This window comes from Blastococcus sp. SYSU D00813 (assembly GCF_054050735.1).
The window spans coordinates 167,433-193,343 of sequence record NZ_JBJGZX010000005.1; the positions used below are offsets into that span (position 1 = coordinate 167,433).

At 76.4% G+C, this 25,911-nt stretch carries 30 protein-coding genes; 23 read left to right on the plus strand and 7 right to left on the minus strand.

Annotated features, from left to right (window positions below):
• Positions 1-105: 105 nt before the first annotated feature.
• The 3 genes from rplQ to truA are packed head-to-tail and all read left to right on the plus strand — an operon-like array spanning position 106 to position 1,962.
• Positions 106-741, plus strand: coding sequence for a 50S ribosomal protein L17 (gene rplQ / locus ACI8AX_RS05615; protein WP_456548797.1), 636 nt, complete (start codon positions 106-108; stop codon positions 739-741).
• On the plus strand, positions 738-1,103 hold the full coding sequence (locus ACI8AX_RS05620; RefSeq protein WP_456548798.1) for a hypothetical protein: 366 nt from the start codon (positions 738-740) through the stop codon (positions 1,101-1,103). Before rplQ ends, ACI8AX_RS05620 begins: the two co-directional genes overlap by 4 nt.
• A 4-nt stretch (positions 1,104-1,107) precedes the next feature.
• Complete coding sequence (gene truA, locus ACI8AX_RS05625; RefSeq protein WP_456548829.1) at positions 1,108-1,962, plus strand: tRNA pseudouridine(38-40) synthase TruA; 855 nt, start codon at positions 1,108-1,110, stop codon at positions 1,960-1,962.
• Here truA and ACI8AX_RS05630 read toward each other — a convergent pair.
• Both ACI8AX_RS05630 and mobA read right to left on the minus strand, forming a co-directional pair.
• The gene (locus ACI8AX_RS05630; protein ID WP_456548799.1) at positions 1,949-2,611 is read right to left on the minus strand and encodes an SDR family oxidoreductase; all 663 of its coding nucleotides are present in this window, start codon (positions 2,609-2,611) and stop codon (positions 1,949-1,951) included. The two genes, truA and ACI8AX_RS05630, sit on opposite strands and share 14 nt — an antisense overlap.
• Before the next feature lie 9 nt (positions 2,612-2,620).
• Complete coding sequence (mobA, locus tag ACI8AX_RS05635; RefSeq protein ID WP_456548800.1) at positions 2,621-3,217, minus strand: molybdenum cofactor guanylyltransferase; 597 nt, start codon at positions 3,215-3,217, stop codon at positions 2,621-2,623.
• A gap of 41 nt (positions 3,218-3,258) precedes the next feature.
• On the opposite strand from mobA, the gene fdhD reads away from it, so the two are divergent.
• The gene (gene fdhD / locus ACI8AX_RS05640) at positions 3,259-4,086 is read left to right on the plus strand and encodes a formate dehydrogenase accessory sulfurtransferase FdhD (RefSeq protein WP_456548801.1); all 828 of its coding nucleotides are present in this window, start codon (positions 3,259-3,261) and stop codon (positions 4,084-4,086) included.
• 31 nt (positions 4,087-4,117) lie between these two features.
• Here the strand turns inward: fdhD and ACI8AX_RS05645 are convergent, their stop codons facing one another.
• From ACI8AX_RS05645 to moeA, 3 genes are read right to left on the minus strand one after another with little or no spacing between them, the layout of a single operon-like run.
• Complete coding sequence (locus ACI8AX_RS05645; RefSeq protein ID WP_456548802.1) at positions 4,118-4,606, minus strand: MogA/MoaB family molybdenum cofactor biosynthesis protein; 489 nt, start codon at positions 4,604-4,606, stop codon at positions 4,118-4,120.
• Positions 4,603-5,076, minus strand: coding sequence for a cyclic pyranopterin monophosphate synthase MoaC (moaC, locus tag ACI8AX_RS05650; protein ID WP_456548803.1), 474 nt, complete (start codon positions 5,074-5,076; stop codon positions 4,603-4,605). The genes ACI8AX_RS05645 and moaC overlap by 4 nt, the downstream gene beginning before the upstream one ends.
• Positions 5,073-6,266 (minus strand): molybdopterin molybdotransferase MoeA, encoded by a 1,194-nt coding sequence (gene moeA, locus ACI8AX_RS05655; protein WP_456548804.1) that lies wholly within the window; start codon positions 6,264-6,266, stop codon positions 5,073-5,075. Before moeA ends, moaC begins: the two co-directional genes overlap by 4 nt.
• Positions 6,267-6,336: 70 nt before the next feature.
• Between moeA and ACI8AX_RS05660 the strand changes: the two genes are divergently transcribed.
• From ACI8AX_RS05660 to ACI8AX_RS05710, 11 genes are all read left to right on the plus strand, one after another.
• Positions 6,337-6,825 (plus strand): beta-class carbonic anhydrase, encoded by a 489-nt coding sequence (locus ACI8AX_RS05660; protein WP_456548805.1) that lies wholly within the window; start codon positions 6,337-6,339, stop codon positions 6,823-6,825.
• Complete coding sequence (locus ACI8AX_RS05665; protein ID WP_456548806.1) at positions 6,822-8,030, plus strand: DUF7373 family lipoprotein; 1,209 nt, start codon at positions 6,822-6,824, stop codon at positions 8,028-8,030. Before ACI8AX_RS05660 ends, ACI8AX_RS05665 begins: the two co-directional genes overlap by 4 nt.
• Before the next feature lie 222 nt (positions 8,031-8,252).
• On the plus strand, positions 8,253-8,696 hold the full coding sequence (rplM, locus tag ACI8AX_RS05670; RefSeq protein ID WP_456548807.1) for a 50S ribosomal protein L13: 444 nt from the start codon (positions 8,253-8,255) through the stop codon (positions 8,694-8,696).
• Positions 8,693-9,112, plus strand: a complete 420-nt coding sequence (gene rpsI, locus ACI8AX_RS05675) for a 30S ribosomal protein S9 (protein ID WP_456548808.1) — start codon at positions 8,693-8,695, stop codon at positions 9,110-9,112. The genes rplM and rpsI overlap by 4 nt, the downstream gene beginning before the upstream one ends.
• Before the next feature lie 19 nt (positions 9,113-9,131).
• Positions 9,132-10,484 carry a phosphoglucosamine mutase gene (glmM, locus tag ACI8AX_RS05680; protein WP_456548809.1) on the plus strand — a complete coding sequence of 451 codons (1,353 nt, stop codon included), beginning with the start codon at positions 9,132-9,134 and terminating at the stop codon, positions 10,482-10,484.
• A 72-nt stretch (positions 10,485-10,556) separates the two neighbouring features.
• On the plus strand, positions 10,557-12,431 hold the full coding sequence (gene glmS / locus ACI8AX_RS05685; protein ID WP_456548810.1) for a glutamine--fructose-6-phosphate transaminase (isomerizing): 1,875 nt from the start codon (positions 10,557-10,559) through the stop codon (positions 12,429-12,431).
• A gap of 76 nt (positions 12,432-12,507) precedes the next feature.
• On the plus strand, positions 12,508-13,371 hold the full coding sequence (locus tag ACI8AX_RS05690; protein WP_456548811.1) for an alpha/beta fold hydrolase: 864 nt from the start codon (positions 12,508-12,510) through the stop codon (positions 13,369-13,371).
• A 37-nt stretch (positions 13,372-13,408) separates the two neighbouring features.
• Positions 13,409-13,798, plus strand: a complete 390-nt coding sequence (locus ACI8AX_RS05695) for a holo-ACP synthase (RefSeq protein WP_456548812.1) — start codon at positions 13,409-13,411, stop codon at positions 13,796-13,798.
• Positions 13,795-15,249: an NAD(P)H-hydrate dehydratase gene (locus ACI8AX_RS05700; RefSeq protein WP_456548813.1), complete on the plus strand. Its 1,455-nt coding sequence runs from the start codon at positions 13,795-13,797 to the stop codon at positions 15,247-15,249. The genes ACI8AX_RS05695 and ACI8AX_RS05700 overlap by 4 nt, the downstream gene beginning before the upstream one ends.
• Positions 15,250-15,253: 4 nt before the next feature.
• Positions 15,254-16,396, plus strand: coding sequence for an alanine racemase (alr, locus tag ACI8AX_RS05705; RefSeq protein ID WP_456548814.1), 1,143 nt, complete (start codon positions 15,254-15,256; stop codon positions 16,394-16,396).
• Positions 16,393-17,574 (plus strand): alpha/beta fold hydrolase, encoded by a 1,182-nt coding sequence (locus ACI8AX_RS05710; RefSeq protein ID WP_456548815.1) that lies wholly within the window; start codon positions 16,393-16,395, stop codon positions 17,572-17,574. The genes alr and ACI8AX_RS05710 overlap by 4 nt, the downstream gene beginning before the upstream one ends.
• A gap of 6 nt (positions 17,575-17,580) precedes the next feature.
• On the opposite strand, the gene ACI8AX_RS05715 is transcribed toward ACI8AX_RS05710, so the two are convergent.
• Positions 17,581-18,174 (minus strand): TIGR04222 domain-containing membrane protein, encoded by a 594-nt coding sequence (locus ACI8AX_RS05715; RefSeq protein WP_456548816.1) that lies wholly within the window; start codon positions 18,172-18,174, stop codon positions 17,581-17,583.
• Positions 18,175-18,293: 119 nt separating this feature from the next.
• Here ACI8AX_RS05715 and ACI8AX_RS05720 point away from each other — a divergent pair, with 119 nt between their 5' ends.
• The 6 genes from ACI8AX_RS05720 to tsaD are packed head-to-tail and all read left to right on the plus strand — an operon-like array spanning position 18,294 to position 22,214.
• Entirely contained in the window at positions 18,294-18,923 is a 630-nt protein-coding gene (locus ACI8AX_RS05720) for a uracil-DNA glycosylase (RefSeq protein ID WP_456548817.1), read from the plus strand.
• On the plus strand, positions 18,920-19,369 hold the full coding sequence (gene tsaE / locus ACI8AX_RS05725) for a tRNA (adenosine(37)-N6)-threonylcarbamoyltransferase complex ATPase subunit type 1 TsaE (RefSeq protein ID WP_456548818.1): 450 nt from the start codon (positions 18,920-18,922) through the stop codon (positions 19,367-19,369). Before ACI8AX_RS05720 ends, tsaE begins: the two co-directional genes overlap by 4 nt.
• The gene (locus ACI8AX_RS05730; protein WP_456548819.1) at positions 19,366-20,067 is read left to right on the plus strand and encodes an HAD-IB family phosphatase; all 702 of its coding nucleotides are present in this window, start codon (positions 19,366-19,368) and stop codon (positions 20,065-20,067) included. The genes tsaE and ACI8AX_RS05730 overlap by 4 nt, the downstream gene beginning before the upstream one ends.
• 11 nt (positions 20,068-20,078) lie before the next feature.
• Positions 20,079-20,717, plus strand: a complete 639-nt coding sequence (gene tsaB, locus ACI8AX_RS05735) for a tRNA (adenosine(37)-N6)-threonylcarbamoyltransferase complex dimerization subunit type 1 TsaB (protein WP_456548820.1) — start codon at positions 20,079-20,081, stop codon at positions 20,715-20,717.
• Positions 20,714-21,184 (plus strand): ribosomal protein S18-alanine N-acetyltransferase, encoded by a 471-nt coding sequence (rimI, locus tag ACI8AX_RS05740; RefSeq protein WP_456548821.1) that lies wholly within the window; start codon positions 20,714-20,716, stop codon positions 21,182-21,184. Before tsaB ends, rimI begins: the two co-directional genes overlap by 4 nt.
• Positions 21,177-22,214: a tRNA (adenosine(37)-N6)-threonylcarbamoyltransferase complex transferase subunit TsaD gene (gene tsaD / locus ACI8AX_RS05745; protein WP_456548822.1), complete on the plus strand. Its 1,038-nt coding sequence runs from the start codon at positions 21,177-21,179 to the stop codon at positions 22,212-22,214. The genes rimI and tsaD overlap by 8 nt, the downstream gene beginning before the upstream one ends.
• A 21-nt stretch (positions 22,215-22,235) precedes the next feature.
• On the opposite strand, the gene ACI8AX_RS05750 is transcribed toward tsaD, so the two are convergent.
• Complete coding sequence (locus ACI8AX_RS05750) at positions 22,236-23,501, minus strand: class I SAM-dependent methyltransferase (RefSeq protein ID WP_456548823.1); 1,266 nt, start codon at positions 23,499-23,501, stop codon at positions 22,236-22,238.
• A 179-nt stretch (positions 23,502-23,680) separates the two neighbouring features.
• On the opposite strand from ACI8AX_RS05750, the gene groES reads away from it, so the two are divergent.
• Both groES and groL read left to right on the plus strand, forming a co-directional pair.
• Positions 23,681-23,989, plus strand: a complete 309-nt coding sequence (gene groES / locus ACI8AX_RS05755) for a co-chaperone GroES (protein ID WP_014742799.1) — start codon at positions 23,681-23,683, stop codon at positions 23,987-23,989.
• Between the two features lie 164 nt (positions 23,990-24,153).
• The gene (gene groL, locus ACI8AX_RS05760; RefSeq protein WP_456548824.1) at positions 24,154-25,791 is read left to right on the plus strand and encodes a chaperonin GroEL; all 1,638 of its coding nucleotides are present in this window, start codon (positions 24,154-24,156) and stop codon (positions 25,789-25,791) included.
• Positions 25,792-25,911 lie beyond the last annotated feature (120 nt).

The following is a 25,911-nucleotide window of genomic DNA, read 5'->3' on the forward strand; positions in this document are numbered from 1 at the left end:
CTCGGTACCCGCACACTGGGAGCCGGGGCACGCACCACCCCGCTTGGCACCACGACCGCTTGACGCAGCCGGCACGTCCGCCCGGCCGCCTGAGGAAGGACCGACATGCCCACCCCCACCAAGGGCCCCCGTCTCGGCGGTTCCCCGTCGCACGAGCGGCTGATGCTGGCCAACCTGGCCACGTCGCTGTTCGAGCACGGCCGGATCACCACCACCGAGGCGAAGGCCAAGCGGCTGCGCCCGCTGGCCGAGAAGCTGGTGACCTTCGCCAAGCGCGGTGACCTGCACGCCCGTCGCCAGGTCATGACGACCATCCGGGACAAGGACGTCGTCCACCACCTCTTCGCCGAGATCGGCCCCCGGTACGAGAACCGGCCCGGCGGCTACACCCGCATCACGAAGGTGGGCCCCCGGAAGGGCGACAACGCCCCGATGGCGGTCATCGAGCTCGTCGAGGCCCTGACCGTCGGGCAGCAGGCCGTCGGCGAGGCCGAGCGGGCCCGCGGCACCCGGTTCGCCTCGGGCGCCGGCGCGGCCGCCGCCAGCGGCGAGGTCACCGCGGACGCGCTCGAGTCGGCCGACAGCGCCGACTCGGTGGACAGCGCCGACTCCGCCGACAGCGCCGACTCCCCGGAGGAGCTCGACGCCGAGGCCACCACCGAGACGGACGCCGACGAGGCCGACGACGACGCCACCGACGCGCCCGCGGGCGACACCGCGGACACGGACGGCACCAAGTGAGCGAGCCGGGCAGCCCCGGCGCCTCCGGCGTCTCCGTCGGCGGCGGGGACCAGGGCGCGACGCTCGACGGCGAGACCACCGGTCCCGGCGGCGACACCTCGCCCGCGGTCACGGCCGGCCAGGTCGACGCCGAGGCCCAGGAGGTCGTCACCGACCTCTACAACCCCGACGGCGAGCGCCAGGACGACGGCGCCGTGACGCCCCAGCCGCACCGGCAGAACGTCTCGATCGTCGAGGACCCGGCGCTGTCCCCGGAGGTCGCCGACGCGGCCGCCGCGGAGATCGAGGCCGCCGAGCTCGGCGACGCCGCCACCGCGAGCCAGCAGTACGAGGGCGGCGACTCCGCCCCCGACCCGCGATGACGCCCTGAGCGCCCAGCACGCCGACGAGCCCGCCACCGGATCCGGTGGCGGGCTCGTCCGTCTCCGGTTCGACGTCTCCTACGACGGCACGGACCTGCACGGCTGGGCCCGCCAGCCCGTGGCCCACGGGCGCACGGTCCAGGCCGACCTGGAGGAGGGGCTGGCGCGGGTGCTGCGCCGCCCCGTCTCCCTCACCGTCGCCGGCCGCACCGACGCCGGCGTGCACGCCACCGGCCAGGTCGCGCACGCCGACGTGCCCCGCGAGGCGTGGGAGGAGCAGCGGGCCAAGCTCCTCCGCCGGTTGCGCGGCGTGCTGCCCGCCGACATCGCCGTGACGGCGGTCCGCGAGGTCCCGGCCGAGTTCGACGCCCGGTTCGGCGCGCTCGCCCGGCACTACGTCTACCGGCTCACCGACGCCGACGCCGGGCCGCCACCGTTGCGCCGGGCCGACACGGTCGGCTGGCCCCGCCGGCTGGACGCCGCCGCGATGGACGCCGCCGCGCGGCGGCTCGTCGGGATGCACGACTTCGCCGCCTTCTGCCGCCGCCGCGAGGGCGCCACCACCATCCGCACGCTGCTGGAGCTGCGGGTGGAGCGCGACGGCGACCTGGTGCGGGTGCACGCCTCCGCCGACGCCTTCTGCCACTCGATGGTCCGCAGCCTCGTCGGGGCCCTGACGGCGGTCGGGGAGGGACGGCGGGACGCGGGCTGGCCGGCCGCGCTGCTCAGCTCGGCGGCGCGCTCGAGCGAGGTGCCCGTCGTCCCGCCGGGCGGGCTCACGCTCGTCGCGGTGGACTACCCGCCGGACGAGGAGCTCGCCGCGCGGGCCGAGCGGACCCGGGCGCTCAGGACGAGCTGACCGCCTCGGGGACCGGTGTCTGCCCCGAGACCAGCTCCAGCACGGCGCCGTCCCGGGGGGCGTCGAGGAAGGCTGCGAGCACGGCTGCCACGTCGTCCCGGGGGACCGATCCCCGTTCGACGGAGGGTGCCAGCGTCACCCGGCCCGTGCCCGGGTCGTCGGTGAGGCCGCCGGGACGCACCACCGTGACGGCCAGGGCCGGCCGGGCGAGCACCGCCTCCTCGGCGGCGAGCTTGGCGCGCAGGTAGGCCGTGAAGACCTCGTCGACCCCCTCGGGCGTGGCCCCACCGGCGACGAGGTCGACGCCCATCGAGGAGACCAGCAGGTAGGTCCGGACGCCGGCCCGTTCGGCGGCGTCGGCCAGCAGGACGGCGGCCGCGCGGTCGACGGTGTCCTTGCGCGGGACCCCGCTGCCCGGGCCGGCGCCCGCGGCGAAGACGACCGCGTCGGCGCCCCGGACGACGTCCGCCACCTCCTCGACCGTCGCCTGCTCCAGGTCGAGCACCACCGGCTGGACGCCGTCGGCGCGCAGGTCCTCGGCGTGACCGGGGTTGCGCACGATCCCGGCGACGGTGTCACCACGGGCGGACAGGAGGCGGCCGAGACGGCGGGCGACCTGCCCGTGGGCCCCAGCGACGACGACGCGCATGAGCCGCCCCTACCCGGGGGCCGTGAACGCACTCGCCGCCGCTCGCGCACGGGCGAGGTCGGCGGGGGTGTCGCAGTCGGTCCACGGCGCGGGGGAGCCCGCCTCGACCGGCGGCCGCCAGCGGGTGGCCGTCAGCGGGGCGAGCACCCGGCGCACCGGCGCGTGCCCGGTGGCCCCGGCCAGCGCCGCGCGCAGCGCCGCCGTGCGCCAGACACCGAGCAGCAGCTGGTCCCGGCCGGCGTCGTCCACGACGAGGACACCGTCGCCGGTGAGGCGCTCGCGGAGCCCCCGCACCAGCTCCGCGGTCAGGAACGGCAGGTCGCCGGCCAGGACGGCGACCACCTCGGCGTCGACGCGCGCCACGCCGGCCCGCATCGCGGCCACCGGCCCACCGCCCGGCGGCTGCTCGCGGACGACGACCACCCCGTCGGGGACCGGCTGCGGCGGCCCGACGACGACCCGGGTCCCGGCGTCGGCGACGGCGGCGAGGACGGCGGCGAGCATCGAGCGGTCGCCGACCCGCAGCTGGGGCTTGGCCTGCCCACCGAGCCGGGCCGCGCGCCCGCCCGCCAGGACGACGGCGGCGTAGGGCGGCAGCGCGGGCACGAGCGAACCGTAGGGCCCGCACGTGGGTACCGTCGCCCGACGTGGGACGAGTCACGAGCCGGACGCCGGTGCTGCGGATCCGCGGCGAGCACCGCACCACCCGTCCGGACACGGTGGCGGCGGAGGAGCCGCTGGAGATCCGGCTGTCGGGCACGCCGCTGGCGGTCACGATGCGCACGCCGGGGGACGACTTCGACCTGGTGCACGGCTTCCTGGCCACCGAGGGGGTCATCGCCTCCGAGGCCGACGTCCTGGCGCTGCGCTACTGCGACTCGGTCGACGCCGACGGCCGCAACACCTACAACGTCGTCGACGTCGACCTCGCCGCGGGCGTGGAGCCGCCGGAGACGGCGCTGGACCGCAACTTCCTGACCTCCAGCTCCTGCGGGGTCTGCGGCAAGGCCAGCATCGACGCGATCCGCACCCGCACCCGGCACGACGTCGCCGCCGACGGGGTGCGGCTGCCGCTGGCCACGCTGCTGGCGCTGCCGGACCGGCTGCGCGCCGCCCAGCAGGTGTTCGACAAGACGGGCGGGCTGCACGCGGCCGGGCTCTTCACCGCCGACGGCGAGCTGGTGGCCCTGCGGGAGGACGTCGGCCGGCACAACGCCGTGGACAAGGTCGTCGGCGACGCGGTGCGCACCGGCCGGCTGCCCCTGGCCGGGCACGTGCTCATGGTCAGCGGGCGGGCCAGCTTCGAGCTCACCCAGAAGGCGGCGATGGCGGGCATCCCCGTGCTGGCCGCGGTGTCGGCGCCGTCGTCGCTGGCGGTGGAGCTGGCCGCCGACGTCGGCATCACGCTGGTCGGCTTCCTCCGCGGCGACGGCTGCAACGTCTACACCCGCCCGGAGCGCCTCACCGGAGTGTGAGAGCGCGGGTTTCCTGCGCTCCTGCACTCCACTAGTGGTCGCCGCCGCGGAGCTGGCTCACGACGTGGGGGAGCAGCGGCCCGAGGACGGCGAGGCCGTCGCGCACACCGCCGGTCGAGCCGGGCAGGTTGACGATCAGCGTCCGCCCCGCCGTCCCGGCCAGCCCGCGCGACAGCACCGCGGTCGGCACCTGCGGGGCCCCGTACCGGCGGACGGCGTCGGCGATGCCCGGCGCCTCCCGCTCGAGCACGTCGCGGGTCGCCTCCGGCGTGACATCGGTGGGGGACAGGCCCGTACCGCCGGTGGTGAGGACGACGTCGGCCCCCGACGCGACCGCCGCGCGCAGGGCAGCGGCGAGCGCCGCCCGGTCGTCGGGCAGCACCACGGGCTCGCCGACCGCGAAGCCGAGCGCGCGCAGCCCGTCGGCGAGCGCCTGCCCGCTGCGGTCGGGGTAGACCCCGGCCGACGCACGGTTGGACGCGGTGACGACGACCGCGCGGGCCCCCTCCGGGACGGTCACCGGCGCCACTCGCCGCTCTTGCCGCCGGACTTGGCCAGCAGCCGCACGTCGGTGATCGACGCCCGCGGGTCGACCGCCTTGACCATGTCGATCATCGTCAGCCCGGCGACGGCCACCGAGGTCAGCGCCTCCATCTCCACGCCGGTGCGGTCGGCGGTGCGGGCGGTGGCGGTGATCTCCACGGCGTCGTCGGTGACCTCGAGCTCGACCGTGACCCCGTGCAGGGCGATCGGGTGGCACAGCGGGACCAGGTCCGGTGTCCGCTTGGCCCCGGCGATGCCGGCGATCCGGGCCACGGCCACGGCGTCGCCCTTGGGCACGCCCTCGCCGCGCAGCAGTGCGACCACCTCGGGGCTGACCAGCACCCGGCCGGCCGCGGTCGCCTCGCGGGCGGTGACCGCCTTGGCCGAGACGTCGACCATGCGGGCCGCGCCGGACTCGTCGACGTGCGTCAGCCGCTGTTCGCTCATTGCAGCGCTCCCTCGATCAGCACGACGTCCACGGAGGCGCCGGCGGGCAGTTCGGTGACGTCCTCGGGGACGACGACCAGGCAGTTGGCGCGGGCCAGGTGCGCCACCAGGTGCGAGCCGGGGCCGCCGACCTGGGAGACCCGCCCGCCGTCGTAGCGGCCGCGCAGGAACTGGCGGCGCCCCGGCGGCGACCGCAGCGGGTCGGTGAGCGTCGCGGGGGCGCGCAGCCGGTCGGGGGTGGCGTGCCCGAGGGACCGGCGCAGCGCCGGGCGCACGAAGACCTCGAAGGAGACGAACGAGCTCACCGGGTTGCCGGGCAGCGTCACGACCGGGACGCCGTCCACCGTGCCCGCGCCCTGGGGGCCGCCGGGCTGCATGCCCACCTTGACGAACTCGACGGTGCCCAGCCCGGCGAAGGCGTCCTTGACCACCTCGTAGGCGCCGGCGCTCACCCCGCCGCTGGTGACCAGCAGGTCGGCGGTGGCCAGCTCGGCGCGCACGGTGGCGAGGAACTGGTCGACGTCGTCGGGCACGAAGTGCAGCGTCCGCGCGGTGCCGCCCGCGTCGTGCACGGCGGCGGCCAGCAGCGCGGAGTTGGACTCGTAGATCTGCCCCGGCAGGAGGTCGGCGCCCGGCTCCACGAGCTCGCTGCCGGTGGAGAGCACCAGCACCCGCGGCCGCCGGGTCACCGGCAGGTCCCGGTGCCCGACCGCGGCGGCCAGGCCGAGCTGCGCGGCGCCGAGCGGGGTGCCCGCCGGCAGCGCGACGGTGCCCGCGGCGATGTCCTCCCCGGCCCGGCGCAGGTGCGTGCCGGCGGCGGGCCGGTCGCGGATCTCCACGGTGTCGGTGCGGCCGTCGGTCAGCTCCACGGGCACGACCACGTCGGCGCCGGCCGGCAGCGGCGCGCCGGTCATGATGCGCTGCACGGTGCCCGGCGCGAGGGGGCGGACGTCGGTGCGCCCGGCCGGGACGTCGTCGGCCACCGGCATCCGCACGGGCAGCGGCGACAGCTCGGCGGCGCGGGCCGCGTAGCCGTCCATCGCGGAGTTGTCGAAGCCCGGCAGCGCCACGAGCGCCGCGACGTCCTCGGCGAGCACCCGGCCGTGGGCCTCGGCGAGCGGGACCCGCTCGGCCGGCATCGGGGCCAGCAGGCCGGCGACGACGTCCCGGTGTTCCTCGACGGTGCGCACCCCGCCATCCTGGCCGACGCGCCGCCGCTAGCCTCTATCCGCCCTGGGCAGACGCGAGAGGAGACGGTGGATGGCCGAGTTCGAGGGGATGCTGGCGGCGAACGAGCGGTGGGCGGAGACCTTCGTCGGCGCCCTGCCCGTCGCCCCTGCGCGCAAGGTGGCCGTCGTGGCGTGCATGGACTCCCGGATGCCGCTGTTCCCGCTGCTGGGGCTGGCCGTCGGTGACGCGCACGTGATCCGCAACGCGGGTGGCGTGATCACCGAGGACACCATCCGCTCGCTGACGATCTCCCAGCACGTGCTCGGCACCCGCGAGATCGTCCTGGTGCACCACACCGACTGCGGGCTGCAGAAGATCGACGACGCGGCGTTCGCCGACCTCGTCGAGCAGGCCACCGGGCACCGCCCGCCGTGGCCGGCGCGCACCTTCACCGACGTCGACGAGGACGTGCGGACCTCCATCCGCCTGCTGCAGGAGAGCCCGTACCTGCTGTCCAAGGAGGTCCGCGGCACCGTGTACGACGTCGCCACCGGGCGGCTGCGCCAGGTCACGCCGTGACCGGCGGGTGGCGCGCCCGGGCGGCCGGGCTGGTCCTGCTGACCGCGCTGGCCGGGTGCACCAGCACCGTCGACGGCACCGCGAGCCCCGCGGACGACGCCACGCCCTCCGCGCCACCCACGACGAGCGCGCCCTCGACCACCGAGCCGAGCGAGCCGCCGGTCGACGTCACCCCGCCGCCGGCGCGGGGCGTGGGTCTCCTGCTGGAGGCCCACCGCATCGCCTCGGTCACCGCGCTGGTGCAGACCAGCTTCCCGGACCGCACGGAGACCTGCTTCCCCTCGGGACCGGCCACCTCGGCCGACGGGCTGGAGACGGGCTACTTCACGGCGGGCACCGCGGCACCGATCCTCGAGGACTACGGCTTCGTCACCGCCTGGGGCCAGTGCAACCAGACGGTGGACGGCGAGTTCGCCACGATCACGCTGGCCATGGAGCTGTCCGACCCGGAGTCCGCCACCCGCGCGGCGAACGAGCTGGTCGAGGCCCAGGCGATCGACGGGTTCGAGGTCGTGCCGGTGGAGACCGACGGCGGCGCGCTGCTGCTGCAGGAGGGCGACCGGGCCACCGTGCAGGCGTTCGTGCCGGTCGGCCGGATGGTCGCCTACGTCTGGCACCAGGGCCTCGCGGCCGCCGCCGGCGACGACATCACGCGGGTGCTGGGCGACCAGGTGACCCTGCTGCAGGGCTTCTCGCCCACGCCGCAGGCCGACGTCCCCTCCCTGCCGACCGACCCCGACGGCCTGCAGGCGATGACGCTGGACCCGCCGGGGGACTTCAACGACTTCTCCGGCCCCTACGACTTCGAGGGCTACCTGCGGATCGCGATCGACCCGGCCCGCGAGCGGCAGCTGCTCGGCAGCAACGGGTTCTCCGGCTTCTACGCCAAGCAGTCCGACGAGGGCGAGACGCTGTACGCCGTCGCCGTGTACCGCTTCGGCACGGTGGAGCAGACCAACGCCGTCTACAACGGCTTCCGGGAGCTGGAGACGACGGCCTTCGGCGGCACGCCGTTCGTGCTGCCGGCCATCCCCGAGGCCCCCTGCTTCGTCTTCGACACCGGCGGCGGCTCGTTCTACCAGCGCTGCTACGTCGGCTTCCGGACCTTCCTGGCCAGCGTCGACGTCGGCGGCCTGGCCGCTCCCGACGACTACGCGCGGATGAACGAGCTGCTCCCGGCCCAGCGGGACCTGATCGACGACTGAAGGAGGACCACCCTTCCCCCCTCGCCTCGCCTCTCGTCGCGCCGGCCCCGTCCCGAGGCTCGTCCCGAGCTCGCGAGGGGGGAGGAGGACGGGGTCCTTCGACTGGTATCGTCGTCGGCTGGTGCGCGGCCGCCGGCTGGTGCGCGCGCGCCGCGACGTCTCCCGTGTTCGGTGAGGCGATCCCACCAGCCACCCCGACGATCGACGGAGGACACGAGCGCCGTGCGCACGTACACCCCCAAGCCCGGCGAGGTCGCCCGGACCTGGCACGTCATCGACGCCACCGACGTGGTGCTCGGTCGACTGGCCAGCCAGACGGCGATCCTGCTCCGCGGCAAGCACAAGCCCCAGTTCGCCCCGCACGTCGACGTCGGTGACTTCGTCGTCATCGTGAACGCCGGCAAGGTGGCCCTCACCGGCTCGAAGCGGGACGAGAAGATGGCCTACCGCCACTCCGGCTACCCGGGCGGCCTCAAGGCCATCCCGGTCGGCGACCAGCTGCGCACGCACCCCGACCGCGTCATCGAGCGCGCGGTGAAGGGCATGCTGCCGCACAACAGCCTGGGCCGTCAGATGATCAAGAAGCTGAAGGTGTACGCCGGGCCGGAGCACCCGCACGCCGCGCAGCAGCCCCAGACCTACGAGATCAAGCAGGTGGCCCAGTGACCAGCTCGCTGACCGTGACCGACGCCGAGGGGCGTCCGGTCCAGACCGTCGGCCGGCGCAAGGAGGCCGTGGTCCGCGTGCGGCTGCTGCCCGGCACCGGCCAGTTCAAGCTCAACGGCCGCACCCTCGAGGAGTACTTCCCGAACAAGGTGCACCAGCAGCTCATCCGTGAGCCCTTCGTGACGCTGGACAAGGCCGAGCAGTACGACGTCGTCGGCCTGCTCAAGGGCGGCGGCGTCACCGGGCAGGCCGGCGCGCTGCGCCTGGCGATCGCCCGTGCGCTCATCGAGGTCGAGGCCGAGGACCGGCCGGCCCTCAAGAAGGCCGGCTTCCTCACCCGCGACGCGCGGGTGAAGGAGCGCAAGAAGTACGGCCTCAAGAAGGCCCGCAAGGCGCCCCAGTACAGCAAGCGCTGACCCGCGCGGCGTCGATTCCATGGGGGGGAGACTCTTCGGGACCGACGGCGTCCGGGGTCGGGCCAACGACGACCTCACGCCGGAGTTGGCCCTGGCGGTCGCACGGGCCGCCGCAGGAGTGCTCGCCGACCGCGACGGGACCACGCGTCCCGTCGCGGTCGTCGGGCGCGACCCCCGCGCGAGCGGGGAGATGCTCGAGGCCGCGGTCGTGGCCGGCCTCTCGAGCGCGGGCGCCGAGGTGCTGCGCGTGGGCGTGCTGCCCACGCCCGCCGTCGCGTACCTGACCGCGGACACCGGCGCCGACCTCGGCGTCATGATCTCCGCGAGCCACAACCCGATGCCCGACAACGGCATCAAGCTGTTCAGCCGCGGTGGGCACAAGCTCCCCGACGCCGTCGAGGCGGCCATCGAGCACACCGTCACCACGCAGCGCCGCCGCACCGACGGCCACCGGCCCACCGGGGCAGGGATCGGCCGCGTGCGGGACCTGACCGACGGCGGCGCCCGCTACGCCGAGCACCTGCTGGGCACGGTCGACCAGCCGCTGGCCGGGCTGAGCCTCGTCGTCGACTGCGCGCACGGCGCCGCGGCGGGCGTCGGGCCCGACGTCTACCGCCGCGCCGGCGCCACCGTCCACGTGATCGGCGGCGACCCCGACGGCTGGAACATCAACGACGGCATCGGCTCCACCCACCTGGGCCCGCTCACCGAGGCCGTCCGGGCGCACGGCGCCGACCTCGGCATCGCCCACGACGGGGACGCCGACCGCTGCCTGGCCGTCTCCGCGACCGGCGACCCCGTCGACGGCGACGCGATCCTCGCCGTCTGCGCCCTCGGCCTGAAGGAGCGCGGCGCGCTGCGCGAGGACACCGTCGTCGCCACCGTCATGAGCAACCTCGGCTTCCACCACACGATGCGTCGCGCCGGCATCTCGGTGCAGACCACCGCCGTGGGCGACCGGTACGTGCTCGAGGCGCTGCGCCGCGGGGGGCTCAGCCTCGGCGGCGAGCAGAGCGGCCACCTCGTCTTCCTCGACCACGCCACCACCGGCGACGGCCTGCTCACCGGCCTGTCGCTGCTCGGGCGCATGCGGACGACGGGCGCGTCGCTGGCCGAGCTGGCCTCCGTGGTCGAGCGGCTGCCGCAGGTGCTGGTCAACGTGCCGGTGCGCGACCGCATCGCCGTGGTCGAGAGCGAGGCCGTGGCCGACGCGGTGAACGCCGTGGAGGCCGAGCTGGGCGACGACGGCCGCGTGCTGCTGCGCCCCTCGGGCACCGAGCAGCTGGTCCGGGTCATGGTCGAGGCGCCCACCCAGGAGCAGGCCGACGACGTCGCCCACCGGCTCGCGGAGGTCGTCGCCGCGGTGTCCTGAGCCCCCTCGTCGGGGCGAGGGTCACCCCACGGGTCCGCGGCCCGGCCGCTCCGCGCCGGTACCCTCGGTCGAATGTGCGGCATCGTGGGTTACGTCGGTCCGCAGGACGCCCTGGACGTCGTCCTCGAGGGCCTGCGGCGGCTGGAGTACCGGGGCTACGACTCCGCGGGAGTGGCGGTCCGGGTCGGCGACGGCGGCAGCGGTGCGCTGGCCACGGCGAAGAAGGCCGGCAAGCTCGCCAACCTCGAGAAGGTCCTGGCCGACGCGCCGCTGCCGGCGTCGACCATCGGCATCGGGCACACCCGCTGGGCCACCCACGGCGGCCCGACCGACCGCAACGCCCACCCCCACCTGTCCGCCGACGGCCGGGTGGCGGTGATCCACAACGGCATCATCGAGAACTTCGCCGTGCTGCGGACCGAGATCGAGCAGCGCGGCACCGAGTTCGGCTCCGACACCGACACCGAGGTGGCCGCGCACCTGCTGGCCGCCGCCTACGACGAGCTGCCGGCCGGCCCGGACCGCCTCGCCGAGGCCATGCGCGTCGTGTGCCGCCGGCTCGAGGGCGCCTTCACCCTCGTGGCCACGCACGCCGACGAGCCCGACACCCTCGTCGCCGCGCGGCGCAACAGCCCGCTCGTGGTGGGCATCGGGGACGGGGAGTTCTTCCTCGGCTCCGACGTCGCCGCCTTCATCGCGCACACCCGCGACGCCCGCGAGCTCGGCCAGGACCAGGTCGTCGAGATCCACCGCGAGCGGGGGCTGACCGTCACCGACTTCGCCGGCACCGTCGTCGAGCCCACCGCCTACACCGTCGACTGGGACGCCGCCGCCGCCGAGAAGGGCGGCCACGAGTGGTTCATGCTCAAGGAGATCGCCGAGCAGCCGCAGGCGGTCGCCGACACCCTGCTCGGCCGGATCGGCGACGGCGGCGAGCTGGTGCTCGACGAGGTCCGCCTCTCCGACCAGGAACTGCGCGACATCGACAAGGTGTTCGTCGTCTCCTGCGGCACCTCGTACCACGCCGGGCTCATCGCGAAGTACGCCATCGAGCACTGGACCCGCATCCCGGTCGAGGTCGAGGTGGCCAGCGAGTTCCGCTACCGCGACCCGGTGCTGGACCGCTCCACGCTCGTCGTCGTCATCAGCCAGTCCGGCGAGACGATGGACACCCTCATGGCCCTGCGGCACGCCAAGGAGCAGAAGGCCCGGGTGCTGGCCATCTGCAACGTCAACGGCTCGACGATCCCGCGGGAGTCCGACGCCGTCCTGTACACCCACGCCGGGCCCGAGATCGCGGTCGCCTCGACCAAGAGCTTCCTGGCGCAGATCGTCGCCTGCTACCTCGTCGGGCTCTTCCTCGCCCAGATCCGGGGCATCAAGTACGCCGACGAGGTCGCCCAGATCGTCGAGGACCTGCGCCGGCTGCCCGAGGCCGTGGACGAGGTGCTCCTGCAGATGGAGCCGGTGCGCGAGCTGGGCCGGTCCCTGGCGTCGGCGGACACGATCCTGTTCCTGGGCCGGCACGTCGCCTACCCGGTGGCGCTGGAGGGCGCGCTCAAGCTCAAGGAGCTGGCCTACATCCACGCCGAGGGATTCGCCGCCGGCGAGCTCAAGCACGGCCCGATCGCGCTGATCGACGAGGGCACGCCCGTGGTCGTGGTCGTCCCGTCGCCGCGGGCGCGGGAGTCGGTCCACGGCAAGGTGGTCTCCAACATCCAGGAGGTCCGGGCCCGCGGGGCGCGCACCATCGTGATCGCGGAGGAGGGCGACGAGGACGTCGTCCCCTACGCCGACCACGTGATCCGGGTCCCGCGCACCCCGACGCTGATGGCGCCGGTGGTGACGACGGTGCCGCTGCAGGTGCTGGCCTGCGAGATCGCCGACACCCGCGGCTACGACGTCGACCAGCCGCGCAACCTCGCGAAGTCCGTCACCGTCGAGTAGCGATCCCGGCCCTCCTGCAGGGGCCCACGCGAGCCTGCGAGTGGTGGGGGGCAGGAGGGTCCCTACTCTCCGACGGGTGACGACGATCGAGGCGCCGGAGACGGTCTCCCACGACTGCGGGGACGTCGTGCTCCGCGGCGACCGGTGGTCCGGCGGCGACCGCGGCCAGGTGCTGTTCCTGCACGGTGGCGGGCAGACCCGGCACTCGTGGGGCGGGGCGGCCCGGGAGCTGGCCGCGCGCGGCTGGACGACGACGACGCTGGACCTGCGCGGGCACGGCGACAGCGACTGGTCGCCCGACGGCACCTACGGCATGGACCGCTACGCCGGCGACATCGCGCACGTGGTGCGGCAGATGGGCGGCGGCGTCGTCCTGGTGGGCGCCAGCCTCGGCGGGCTCACCTCGCTCACGGTGGCCGGCCGCGACCCCGGCGCGGCCCGCGCGCTGGTGCTGGTCGACATCGTGCCGCGGACGGCGCCGGAGGGCGTGAGGCGGATCGGCGAGTTCATGCGCGCCCACCTCGACGGGTTCGACGACCTCGACCAGGTCGCCGACGCGGTCGCCGCCTACACCCGGCGGCCGCGGCGGGTGAACCCCGAGGGCCTGAAGAAGAACGTGCGCCGGCGCGAGGACGGCCGCTGGTACTGGCACTGGGACCCGGCGATGATGCAGATCGTCCCCGACGACGAGCCGCGCCCCGGCGTCCGGCCCGAGCCGCTGCTCGACCTCGCCCGCGCCGTCACCGTGCCGGTGCTCGTCGTGCGCGGCGGCCGGTCCGACGTGGTCGACGACGAGGGGATCGCCGAGTTCCTCGCCGCCGTCCCCACCGCCCGCGTGGTCGACGTCGCCGAGGCCGGGCACATGGTGGCCGGCGACGACAACGACGACTTCACCACCGCCGTCGACGCCTTCCTCGAGCAGCTGGGCGACCGGTCCTGAGGCCGCGCCCGCGGTCTGGCCGGGGCAGACTCGTCCCGTGATCATCGGGATCGGCATCGACGTCGTCCCCGTCGACCGCTTCGCCGCCTCGCTGGAGCGCACCCCCGGTCTGCGCGACCGGCTGTTCACCGCCGAGGAGCAGCGCACGCCCTCGGGCCGGCCGCGCACCGGTGAGTCGCTGGCGGCGCGGTTCGCGGCGAAGGAGGCGCTGGCCAAGGCGCTCGGGGCACCCGGGGACCTGCGCTGGCACGACGCCGAGGTCACGGTCGGGGACTCCGGCCGGCCGCACCTCGTCGTCCAGGGCACGGTCGCCCGGCGGGCCCACCAGCTGGGCGTCACCACCTGGCACCTGTCGCTGAGCCACGACGGCGGGATCGCCTCGGCGTTCGTGCTGGCCGAGGGCATCCCGCGCGAGGAGCAGCCGTGATCGGGCTGTTCACCGCCGGCGAGGTGCGCGCCGCCGAGGCGCCGCTGCTGGCCGCGGGGCCCGAGGGCGCCCTGATGCAGCGGGCCGCGACCGGGCTGGCCACCGTCTGCCTGCGGCTGCTCGGCCGCGCGCACGGCACCCGGGTCACCGCGCTGGTCGGGGCCGGCGACAACGGCGGAGACGCGCTGTTCGCCGGCGCGCACCTGGCCGGCCGCGGCGTGCGGGTGATCGCGGTGCTGCTCGACCCCGCCCGCGCGCACGCCGCCGGCCTCGCCGCGCTGCGCCGCGCCGGCGGACGGGTCACCGGGCCGGACGGCGCCACCGGCCTGGACCGCGCCGACCTGGTGCTCGACGGCATCGTGGGCATCGGCGGCCGCGGCGGGCTGCGCCCGGCCGCGGCCCGGCTGGTGGCCGAGGCGGCGGCCGGGCCGGGCCTGATGGTCGCCGTCGACCTGCCCAGCGGGGTCCATCCGGACACCGGCGCCGTGGACGGCGCGGCGTTCCCCGCCCAGCACACCGTGACCTTCGGCGCGGTCAAGGCCGGCCTGGTCGTGGGGGAGGGCCGCCAGCACGCCGGGCAGGTGCACCTGGTCGACATCGGGCTCCGCGGCACGCTGCCCCGCCCACGGGCGGTGCGGCTGACCGACGACGACGCCGCCGCGCGGCTCGACCCGCCCACCGACGACGACGACAAGTACTCCCGCGGGGTGGTCGGCGTCGTGGCCGGCTCGCCGACCTACCCGGGCGCCGCCGTGCTGTGCACGGGCGCCGCGCTGCGCACCCGGCCGGGCCTGGTGCGCTACGCCGGCACCGCGGCCGCCGGGGTGCGCGCCGCGTGGCCGGAGGCGATCGTCACCGAGGGCCGGCCGTCCGACGCCGGCCGGGTGCAGGCCTGGGTGGTCGGCCCCGGGACGGGCACGGACGACGCCGCGGCCGACGTCGTCGCCGAGGTGCTGGCCACCGACCTGCCGGTGCTGCTCGACGCCGACGCGCTGACGCTGGCCGCCCGCCGTCCCGGCCTGGTCCGCGACCGGGACGCACCCACGGTGCTGACCCCGCACGACCGCGAGTACGCCCGGTTCGGGGAGGACGTCGGCAGCGACCGGATCGGCGCGGCCCGCCGGCTCGCGGCCGACCTCGGCGCGGTGGTGCTGCTGAAGGGCGCCGCCACGGTGGTCGCCGCCCCCGACGGGCAGGCGTACGTCAACGGCACCGGGACGCCGTGGCTGGCCACCGCGGGCACCGGCGACGTGCTCTCCGGGATCGCCGGCGCGCTGCTCGCCACGGGCCTGCCCCCGGCCGAGGCGGCCGCCGTCGCCGCGCACGTGCACGGCCGCGCGGCGCAGCTGGCCGCCGCGGACGGGCCGCTGGTCGCCGGTGACCTGGTCCGCCGGCTGCCCGGGACACTCGCCCGGCTGCACCGGGGCGGGGACGCCGACCTGGGAGACTGACCGGGTGAGCAGTGCACCCACCCGCGCCGAGGTGGTCGTCGACCTCGACGCCATCGCCGCCAACACCGCGGCCCTCCGCGAGCGCGTGGGCCGGCCGCTCATGGCGGTGGTCAAGGCCGACGGCTACGGCCACGGCCTGGTCCCGTCCGCGCGGGCGGCGCTGGCCGGCGGCGCCGACGCCCTGGGCGTGGCCGTGGTCGAGGAGGCGCTCGCGCTGCGCGCCGCCGGGGTCACCGCCCCGCTGCTCGCCTGGCTCAACGCGCCCGGGGAGGACCTCGCCGCCGCGCTGGCCGCCGACGTCGAGGTGTCGGTCAACGCCACGTGGGGCGTCGAGGAGGTCGTCGAGGCGGCCCGGGCCGCGGGCCGCCCGGCGCGGCTGCACCTCAAGGTCGACACCGGCCTGTCCCGCGGCGGGGCGACGCCCGACGAGTGGCCGGCCGTGGTCGCCGCCGCGGCGCGGGCCCGGGCCGGCGGCGAGGTCGAGGTGGTCGGCCTCTGGAGCCACCTGGCCTACGCCGACGCGCCCACCCACCCCACGATCGGGCTGCAGAAGGCGGTGTTCGAGGAGGCCGTCTCCGTCGCCCGGGACGCCGGCCTGCGCGACGCCCGCCGCCACCTGGCCAACTCCGCGGCCACCGTGGCGCTGCCGGAGACCTGGTACGACATGGTCCGCCCCGGCGTCGCCGTCTACGGCCTGGACCCGCTGGGCGGCGACCCGGCCGCGTACGGGCTGCGCCCGGCGATGACCGTGCAGGCGCGGGTCCTGCTCACCAAGCGGGTGCCCGCCGGCGCCGGCGTCTCGTACGGGCACACCTACACGACGGCCGGCGAGACGACGCTGGCGATCGTGCCCGCGGGCTACGCCGACGGCATCCCCCGGGCGGCGGGCAACCGCGCGCCGGTGCTCGCCGCGGGCGCCCAGCGGCCGATCGCCGGCCGGGTGTGCATGGACCAGTTCGTGCTCGACGTCGGCGACGACCCGGTCCGCGCCGGCGACCGCGTCGTGCTCTGGGGGCCGGGCACCGACGGCGAGCCCACCGCGCAGCAGTGGGCCGACGCCGTCGACACCATCCACTACGAGCTGGTCGCGCGGATCGGCGGCCGGTTCGCCCGCCGCTACGTCGGCACGGCGGGGACGGTCCGATGAGCGCGCGGAAGCGGGCCCACGGTCCCCACTCCACCGCGGGCGTCGTCGCCGGCGTGGCCGGCCTGGCCGCCGCCGGCACCGCGGTCGGCGTCGTCGTCCACCGGCACGCCGCCCGCCGGGTCGACGCCGAGCGGGTCGGCTCGGCCGCCGGGCTGCCCGCCGGGGCCAGCGACGCCGAGCTGCGCGAGGAGGACCCGCTCGGCCAGGTCTCACGGCACGCCGACCGCACCGCGCTCGTGCAGGCCGACGACGGCGTGCTGCTCGCGGTCGAGGAGGTCGGCCCCCTGGACGCGCCGCTGACCGTCGTCTTCGTGCACGGCTACACGCTGTCGATGAACTCCTGGACCTTCCAGCGCCGGTCCCTGGGTGCGGAGCTGGCCACCGCCAACGGGTCCCGCCCGAAGGCGCGGCTGGTCTTCTACGACCAGCGCGGGCACGGCTCCTCCGGCCGGGGCCCGGCCGAGCACTCGACGATGGAGCAGCTCGGGCGCGACCTGGCGGCGGTGCTGCGGGCGCGGGTGCCGCGCGGGCCGGTGGTCCTGGTCGGGCACTCCATGGGCGGGATGACCGTCATGGCGCTGGCCGAGGTGCACCCGGAGCTGTTCGGGGACCGGGTGGTGGGCGCCGCGCTGCTGTCGACCTCCAGCGGGAACCTGTCCGAGCTCTCCTTCGGGCTGCCCGAGTTCTTCACCCGCGTCCGCGCCGCGGTCATCCCGGTCGCGGCGTGGACGATGCGCCGCCGTCCCGGCCTCGCCGAGCGGACCCGCCGGCTGGCCGCGTCGATCGTCTCGGCGGCGACCTGGTCGCTGTCCTTCGCGTCGCGGGACGTCGACCCGGCGCTGGGCCGCTACGTCGACGCGATGATCGCCGGCACGCCGGTCGACGTGATCGCGGAGTTCTACCCGGCGCTGGCCGGCCTGGACGAGACCGGCGCGCTGGAGCCGCTGCGCGCCGTCCCGACCCTGGTCCTGACCGGCGACAGCGACACCCTCATCCCGCCGGAGCACAGCGAGAAGCTGGTCGAGCTCCTGGGCGGGGACGACGCGGACCTGGTGGAGCACGTCGTGGTCCCCGACGCCGGGCACATGGTGCCGCTGGAGAAGCCGGCCGAGGTCACCGCGGCGCTGACCGCGCTGATCCGGCGGGTGAGCGCGGAGCGGACCGCCGCCAGCGCCTGAGGTCCGTCAAGGGGCGCCGCCGTCGGTGGGGACCGTCCGCCAGGCGAGCGCCTCGGGCGGCTCCGTGGTGAGCGCCCGGCGGTGCTCCCGCAGGGCGCGCACGTCCGGCTCCGGCACCGACGCCGGGGCGGGCGGGCGCTCGGTCAGGGCACGGCGCAGGGCCGGGTCGGGCAGCCGCCCGGGACCGTGCAGCGCCACGCACCACGCGGTCGCGTCGCCGTCCGCCGGGGCGACGGCGGCCGCACGGCGCAGGAGCTCCCGGCCGGCCCGGGTCGGCCGGACACCGGCCCGGCGCCACCGGGAGGAGGGGCGCAGCAGCCCGCGGTCGGCCAGGCCACGCCCGATCGCCCGCACCCGGTCGTCGGCGGCCGCGCGCCACGCCACGGTGTCCAGCGGCCGGTGCCCGCGGGTGCCGACCGCGTCGAGGACCGCACCCTCGACCGGGGAGGTCCGGGTCGCGTCGACGGTGGCCAGCAGGCCGCCGGAGGCCCGGACCCGGCCGTCCTCGAGGAGCCTCGCCACCGCCGTCTCCACGACCCGGGGGACGCCGCCCGCCAGCCAGGCCGCCTCGTACACGTCGAGCCCGGGGACCGCGGTCACGGCGTCCTCCCCTCCGGTCCGGTACGGGGAACCGTGGCACGACGCCGCGGCGGGGGACAGGGACCAACGGCAGCTCCGGCGGTCCGCGCCGTGCCGGGCCGCGTCGTAGGGTCGGGCTCGTGGCAGCCCCCCGTCCGCCCCGGTTCGACGCCGCGGCTGAGGAGGTCGCCCGGACGGCCGCCGCGGCCGCCGACTGGGCGGCGCTCGCCGCCGCGGCCCGTCCCTGCGTGGCCTGTCCGGAGCTCGCCGGCAGCCGGCAGCACGTCGTCGTCGGGGACGTCCCGGCGTCCGGCCGGCCACGGTTCGCGATCGTCGGCGAGGCGCCCGGCGCGAACGAGGACGAGACCGGCCGGCCGTTCGTCGGGAGGAGCGGCGCGCTGCTGGACCAGCTGCTCGCCGAGGCCGGGCTGGACCGCGGGCAGGCCGCGGTGCTCAACGTGGTGAAGTGCCGCCCGCCGGGCAACCGCACGCCCAAGAGCCCCGAGGTGGCCCGCTGCAGCGGCTGGCTGCGCCGCCAGCTGGAGCTGCTCGACCCGCCGGTCGTCGTCGCCCTGGGGCTGTCCAGTGCCAAGTGGTTCCTCGGCCCGCGCACGGTGCTGGCGCAGGTGCGCGGCCGGCCGCACGAGGTCGACGGCCGGTCCGTCTGGGCGACCTACCACCCCTCCGCCGCGATCCGGTTCGGCCCGAACGGCGCGCCGCGGGCCGGGCTGCTCGCCGACCTCACCGCCATCGCCGGGGTGCTGGCATGAGGCGCGAGCACGTGCTGCCCACGGCGGAGGACACCCGCGCCCTGGGCGCGGCCCTGGCCGAGGTGGTCCGCGCCGGCGACCTGGTGGTGCTGGTCGGCCCGCTCGGCGCCGGCAAGACCGCGCTCACCCAGGGGCTGGGCGCCGCGCTCGGCGTGCGCGAGCCGGTCACCTCGCCGACCTTCGTGATCGCCCGCGTGCACCGCGGCGGGCGGGTGCCGCTGGTGCACGTGGACGCCTACCGCCTGGGTGGCGTGGCCGACGTCGACGACCTCGACCTCGACGCGTCCACCGACGAGTCGGTGACGGTCGTCGAGTGGGGGCAGGGGCTGGTCGAGCAGCTCGCCGACGAGCACCTGGAGGTGCGCCTGGACCGCCGGGACGACGACGTGCGCACCGCCGTCCTCGTGCCGCACGGCCCCGGCTGGGAGCAGCGGCTGGCGTGGTGAGCCGCCGCACCGTCGTCTTCGACCTCGACGGCACCCTCGTCGCCGGCGACTCCTTCGGGGCCTTCCTCCGGCACCTGCTCACCCGGCAGCCGCTCCGCCTGGCCGCGGCGGTGGTCACGGCGCCGGCCTGGCTCGTGGCGATGCCGGTGGCGCGGCTCCGGCCCCACGCCGAGCGGTGGCTGGTCTGGGTGGCCGCCGTCGGACTGGACGACGAGGCGTTCGGCCGGGCGGCCCGCGAGTTCGCGGCGCGGCACGCGGGTCCGGACAGCGGCCGCGCGGCGGGCGCCGCGCTCGCCTGCCTGCGCGAGCACCGGGACGCCGGGGACCGGGTCGTCGTGGCCACCGGGTGCGCCACCCCGCTGGCCGAGGAGGTGTGCCGGGCCATCGGGCTCGACGGGGTCGAGGTGGTCGCCTCGCGCCTGCCACGCCGCCGCTGGGGCCTGCCGGGCGCGGCCGTGCCCGCCCGCGGGGAGGGCAAGCTGACGGCGCTGCGGGCAGCGGGGGTGGAGCTGCCCGTGGACCACGCCTACTCCGACAGCGCCTCGGACCTGCCGCTGCTGCGGAGCGCGCGGACGGCTCACGTCGTCGATCCCTCGCGGCGGGACCTGGCCCGGCTGCGTCGTGTGCTGGGGGAGGACGTCGACGTGCTGCGCTGGTCCGCCCGGAGCGGGCGCCGGCGGTCGGGCGCGGCCAACTAGCCTGGCTCTCCGTGCTGGTACTGGCCCTCGACACCGCGACGCCGACCCTGCTGGCCGGCCTCGCCCGCCGGTCGCCCGACGGCGGGGTCGAGGTGCTCGCCGAGCGCGCCGTCGCCTCCGGCACGAGGCACGCCGAGCTGCTCACACCGGCGATCGCGGGCGTGCTCGCCGACGCCGGGCTCGCGCTCGCCGACGTCGAGGCGGTCGTCACCGGTCTCGGCCCCGGTCCCTTCACCGGGCTGCGGGTCGGGGTGGTCACCGCGGCGGCCCTGGCCGACGCCCGCGGGCTGCCGGTGGTCGGCGTCTGCTCCCTGGACGCGATCGGCTCCGGCGCCCGCACCGTGGTCACCGACGCCCGGCGCAAGGAGGTCTACTGGGCCACGTACGACGCGTCCGGCGCACGGGTGGACGGCCCGGGTGTCGTCCGCCCGGAGGCCGCGCGGCTGACCGGGCCGCTCACCGGCGACCCGGCGTTCGCCGAGCGGCTGGGGGCGCCCGTGACACCCGCCGAGGTGACGACGGCGGGGCTGCTGCGCGCGGCGGGGCCGCAGCTCGACGACCCGTCGTCCGCCGGTCCCCTGGTGCCGCTGTACCTGCGCCGGCCCGACGCCACCCCGCCGACGTCGTTCAAGCCGGTGACCACCGCATGACCGACGTCCGGCTGCGGCCGATGCGGCTGGCCGACCTGCCGGCGGTGATGGAGCTCGAGGAGGAGCTCTTCGCCCCCGACACCTGGACGGTGTCGATGTACCGCGACGAGCTGTCGCGCACCGACACCCGCCACTACCTCGTCGCCACGGTCGGTGGCGCGGACGGTGACGAGCGGGTCGTCGGCTACGCCGGGCTCATCGCCTACGACGACGAGGCGCACGTGGCCACCATCGGTGTCGCCGGCGCGCGGCAGGGCGAGGGCATCGGCGCGCTGCTGCTCGACGCGCTGCTCGCCGAGGCCGACCGGCGCAGCCCCGTGGTGCTGCTCGAGGTCCGGGCGGACAACGAGGTCGCCCAGGGGCTGTACCGCCGCCGCGGGTTCGCCGAGATCGGCCGGCGCCGCGGCTACTACCAGCCGAGCAACACCGACGCGGTCGTGATGAGACGGGAGAGGGTCCGTGGCTGACGAGCCGCTGGTACTGGGGTTCGAGACCTCGTGCGACGAGACCGGCGTCGGGCTGGTCCGCGGCCGCACGCTGCTGTCCGACGCGCTGGCGACGTCGATGGCCGAGCACGAGCGGTTCGGCGGCGTCGTCCCGGAGATCGCCTCGCGGGCGCACCTGGAGGCGATGGTGCCGACGGTGCACCGGGCGCTGGCCGACGGCGGGGTGAGCCCGTCGGACGTCGACGCGGTCGCGGTGACCGCCGGCCCCGGGCTCACCGGCGCGCTGCTGGTGGGGCTGGCCGCGGCCAAGGCGTACGCGCTGGCGCTGGACGTGCCGCTGTACGGGGTGAACCACCTCGCGGCGCACGTCGCCGTGGACGAGCTGCAGCACGGCGAGCTGGCCGAGCCCTCGCTGGCGCTGCTCGTCTCCGGCGGGCACAGCTCGCTGCTGCTGGTGCCCGACCTGTCGCGCGAGGTGGTCTCCCTCGGCCGGACGGTCGACGACGCCGCCGGCGAGGCCTTCGACAAGGTCGCCCGCGTGCTCGGCATGCCCTTCCCGGGCGGGCCGCCGATCGACGGGGCCGCGCGCGAGGGCGACGGTTCGGCCATCGACTTCCCGCGTGGCCTGACCGGTCCGCGGGACGCGCCCTACGACTTCTCGTTCTCCGGCCTGAAGACCGCCGTCGCCCGCTGGGTGGAGGCCCGGCAGCGCGCCGGCGAGCCGGTCCCGGTCGCCGACGTCGCCGCGTCGTTCCAGGAGGCGGTCGCCGACGTGCTCACCGCCAAGGCGGTGCGGGCCTGCCGCGACCACGGCGTCGACCACCTGGTGCTCGGCGGCGGCGTGGCGGCGAACTCGCGGCTGCGCGCGCTCGCCGAGCAGCGGTGCGCGGCGGCCGGCATCGTGCTGCGGGTGCCGAGCCCGCGGCTGTGCACCGACAACGGGGCGATGGTCGCCGCGCTGGGTTCCCGCCTGGTCGCGGCCGGCGTCGCCCCGTCGTCCCCGGACCTGGGCGCGGACAGCTCGCTGCCCATCGAGGTCGTGACCCCGTAGGGGCTTTCGCGCGCGAAGTGCTCACACGGGGGCGCAGACGAGGGCGGTGGGTCGCCCGGCCACGCGGGTGACGACGACGACGGCGGAGCCCTCGCCCGGGCCGCGCAGCTGCCGCGCGAGCTGCTCCGGCTCGATCGCCGACCCGCGCTTCTTCACCGTCACCCGGCCGACGCCGCGACGGCGGAGCAGCGCCCTGAGCTTCTTGAGGTTGAACGGCAGCACCTCGTCGACGCGGTACGACGTGACCCAGGGGGAGCTCGCCGGCGCGTCGGAGGTCAGGTAGGCGATCGTCGGGTCGACCAGCGTCGCCCCGAGGTCGGCGGCCGCGAGCGACACCAGCCCGGAGCGGATGACCGCCGGGTCGGGCTCGTGCAGCCACCCGCGCACCGGCCCGGCGGTCGCCGGCCCCGGGTCGGCGGCGGCGGTCAGCTCGTGCACCGCGCCGTCCCGGACGACGGTCGCGCGCCGCCACACCGCCGACACCCCCCGCCCCCACAGCAGCGCCTCGACGATCGAGCCGCGCACCGACACCCACTCGGCCTCGACGCCGGCGGGCACCCGCTCGTGGTCGAGGCCCGGCGCCACCTTCACCACGGTCAGCGGCACGCGGTCGAGCAGGTCGGCGACGGTCGGCCACGGGGGCGACCAGCGGTCGGGGTCCAGCTGCCGCCGTCCGCCGGCCCGGCGCGCGGGGTCGAGGACGGCGGCCGCGCGCCCGGCCACCTCGCCGCCGCGCGCCGCGGCCACCAGGTCGACGGCGTCCCCGGCGACGACCTCCACCCGGTCGGCGACCCCGAGCGCCTCGGCGTTGGCGGCGGTCAGCTCCCGGGCGAGCGGGTCGACGTCGACGGCGAGCACGCCGGCGCCGGCGCCGGCCCGGGCGAGGGCGACCGTGTCGGTGCCCGACGCGCAGCCGAGGTCGACGGCCGAGGCGGCGCCGTCCCCGCCGGCCCCGCCGGCCCCGCCGGCCAGCAGCCGGGCGGCACGCCGCGCGGCGAGCTCCGGGCGGCCGGCCTGCTCCAGCGTGTCGGCGGTCAGGAACAGCCGGTCGGCGTCGGCGCCGAACACCGGGCGGGCGCGGGCCCGCAGCCGGGCGAGCTCCCACGCCGGACCGGCGAGCCCGGGCCCGGCCTCGGCGCGCAGCCGGTCCAGCCCGGGCAGCAGGTCGACCCCCGCGGCCTGCAGCTGCGCGGCCCGCGCGGTGGCCGCCGCGCCCTCCGGCGTCCGCAGGAGACGGAGCTGCCCGAGGGCTCCGCCGGGACCGTCCTCCGGGGGCTGGGCTGGCACGCCGACAGCGTGACGCACCGGTCCGCGACACCGTCGGGGGACCCGGTTGAGGGGCTGGCACTCTCATGGGTAGAGTGCCAACGACACGGCAGCCGCCTGACCCCCGCGACGGCAGGTGTGCAGGTCCGTGCCACAGCATCAGCCACCCGACCGTCGATCCCGAAGGGGGCGTCACCGACGTGACGACCGCTACCAAGGTCAACATCAAGCCGCTGGAGGACCGCGTCGTGGTCCAGGCCAACGAGGCCGAGACCACCACCGCCTCCGGTCTGGTCATCCCGGACACCGCCAAGGAGAAGCCGCAGGAGGGCACGGTCATCGCCGTGGGCCCGGGTCGCGTCGACGACAACGGCAATCGCGTCCCGCTCGACGTCAACGTCGGCGACGTGGTCATCTACTCGAAGTACGGCGGCACCGAGGTCCGGTACGGCGGCGAGGACTACCTCGTCCTGTCCGCGCGCGACCTGCTCGCCGTCGTCGAGAAGTAACCGGACCACCGAACCCCAGCGACGCCGGCCCCGTCCAGAGGCTCCCCCCGAGTTCGCGAGGGGTGAGGAGGACGGGGTCCTTCGACCGCCCCGGCGACCCGAGACACCGGGTCCCGGGGCGGTCGTCGTCCCACCCCAGACAGACCTGATCGAGGAGTCGGCCCATGGCCAAGATCATCAAGTTCAACGAGGACGCCCGCCGCTCCCTGGAGCGCGGCGTCGACAAGCTCGCCGACGCGGTCAAGGTGACGCTGGGCCCGCGCGGGCGCAACGTCGTCCTCGACAAGAAGTTCGGCGCCCCGACCATCACCAACGACGGCGTGACCATCGCCCGCGAGGTGGAGCTCGAGGACCCGTACGAGAACCTCGGCGCGCAGCTGGCCAAGAACGTCGCCACCAAGACCAACGACGTCGCCGGTGACGGCACCACCACCGCGACCGTGCTGGCGCAGGCGCTGGTCCACGAGGGCATGCGCAACGTGGCCGCCGGCGCCAACCCGATGGGCCTGGGCCGCGGCATGCGCGCCGCCGTCGACGCCGTGCACAAGGCGCTCGACGAGGTCGCGATCCCGGTCGAGGAGCAGGACGCCATCGCCGGCGTCGCCACCGTCTCCGCCCAGGACGCCGAGGTCGGCGACCTGATCGGCGAGGCGATGCAGAAGGTCGGCAAGGACGGCGTCATCACCGTCGAGGAGAGCAACACCCTCTCCACCGAGCTCGACGTGACCGAGGGCGTGCAGTTCGACAAGGGCTACCTGTCGCCGTACTTCGTCACCGACACCGAGGCGATGGAGGCCGTCCTCGAGGACGCGCTCGTCCTCCTCGTGCAGGGCAAGGTCAGCGCGCTGGCCGACCTGCTGCCGCTGCTGGAGAAGGTGCTCTCCTCCGGCGGGCGCCCGCTGCTGATCGTCGCCGAGGACGTCGAGGGCGAGGCGCTGTCCACCCTCGTCGTCAACTCCATCCGCAAGACCATCAAGGTCGTCGCGGTGAAGTCGCCGTACTTCGGCGACCGGCGCAAGGCGTTCATGACCGACCTGGCCATCGTCACCGGCGGCCAGGTCGTCAGCGAGGACGTCGGCCTGAAGCTCGACTCGGTCGGCCCCGAGGTGCTCGGCACCGCCCGCCGCGTCGTCGTCACCAAGGACGACACGACCATCGTCGACGGCGGTGGCACCGGCGAGGCCATCTCCGACCGGGTGGCGCAGATCCGCCGCGAGATCGAGGCCACCGACTCCGACTGGGACCGCGAGAAGCTGCAGGAGCGGCTCGCGAAGCTGGCCGGCGGCATCGGCGTCATCCGCGTCGGCGCGGCCACCGAGGTCGAGATGAAGGAGAAGAAGCACCGGATCGAGGACGCCATCGCCGCCACCCGCGCCGCCGTGGAGGAGGGCGTCGTCCCCGGTGGCGGCTCCGCGCTCGTGCACGCCGCCGCGGCGATCGACGCGCTCGACCTGTCCGGTGACGAGCTGACCGGCGCCCGCGCCGTCCGGCTCGCGCTGGACGCCCCGCTGGTCCGCATCGCCGAGAACGCCGGCTTCGAGGGCCGCGTCGTGGTGAGCAAGGTCCGCGAGGCCGGCGTCGGCACCGGCTTCAACGCCGCCACCGGCGAGTACGGCGACCTGGCCGCCCAGGGCGTCATCGACCCGGTCAAGGTCACCAAGGCCGCGCTGGGCAACGCCGCCTCCATCGCGGCGATGGTCCTCACCACCGACTCCGCGGTCGTCGAGGCGCCGCAGGAGGAGGAGGCCGGGGCCGGGCACCACACCCACGGCCACTCGCACGGCCACGGCCACGCCCACTGAACGACGGGGCCACGATCAGGTGACCTGATCGTCGCGGGGGGGGCCGGCCCCCCCCCCGGGGGGGGGGGCCCGCGGGCGGGGGGGGGGGCGGCCCCCCCCCCACCACAGCGGCCGGCGCCC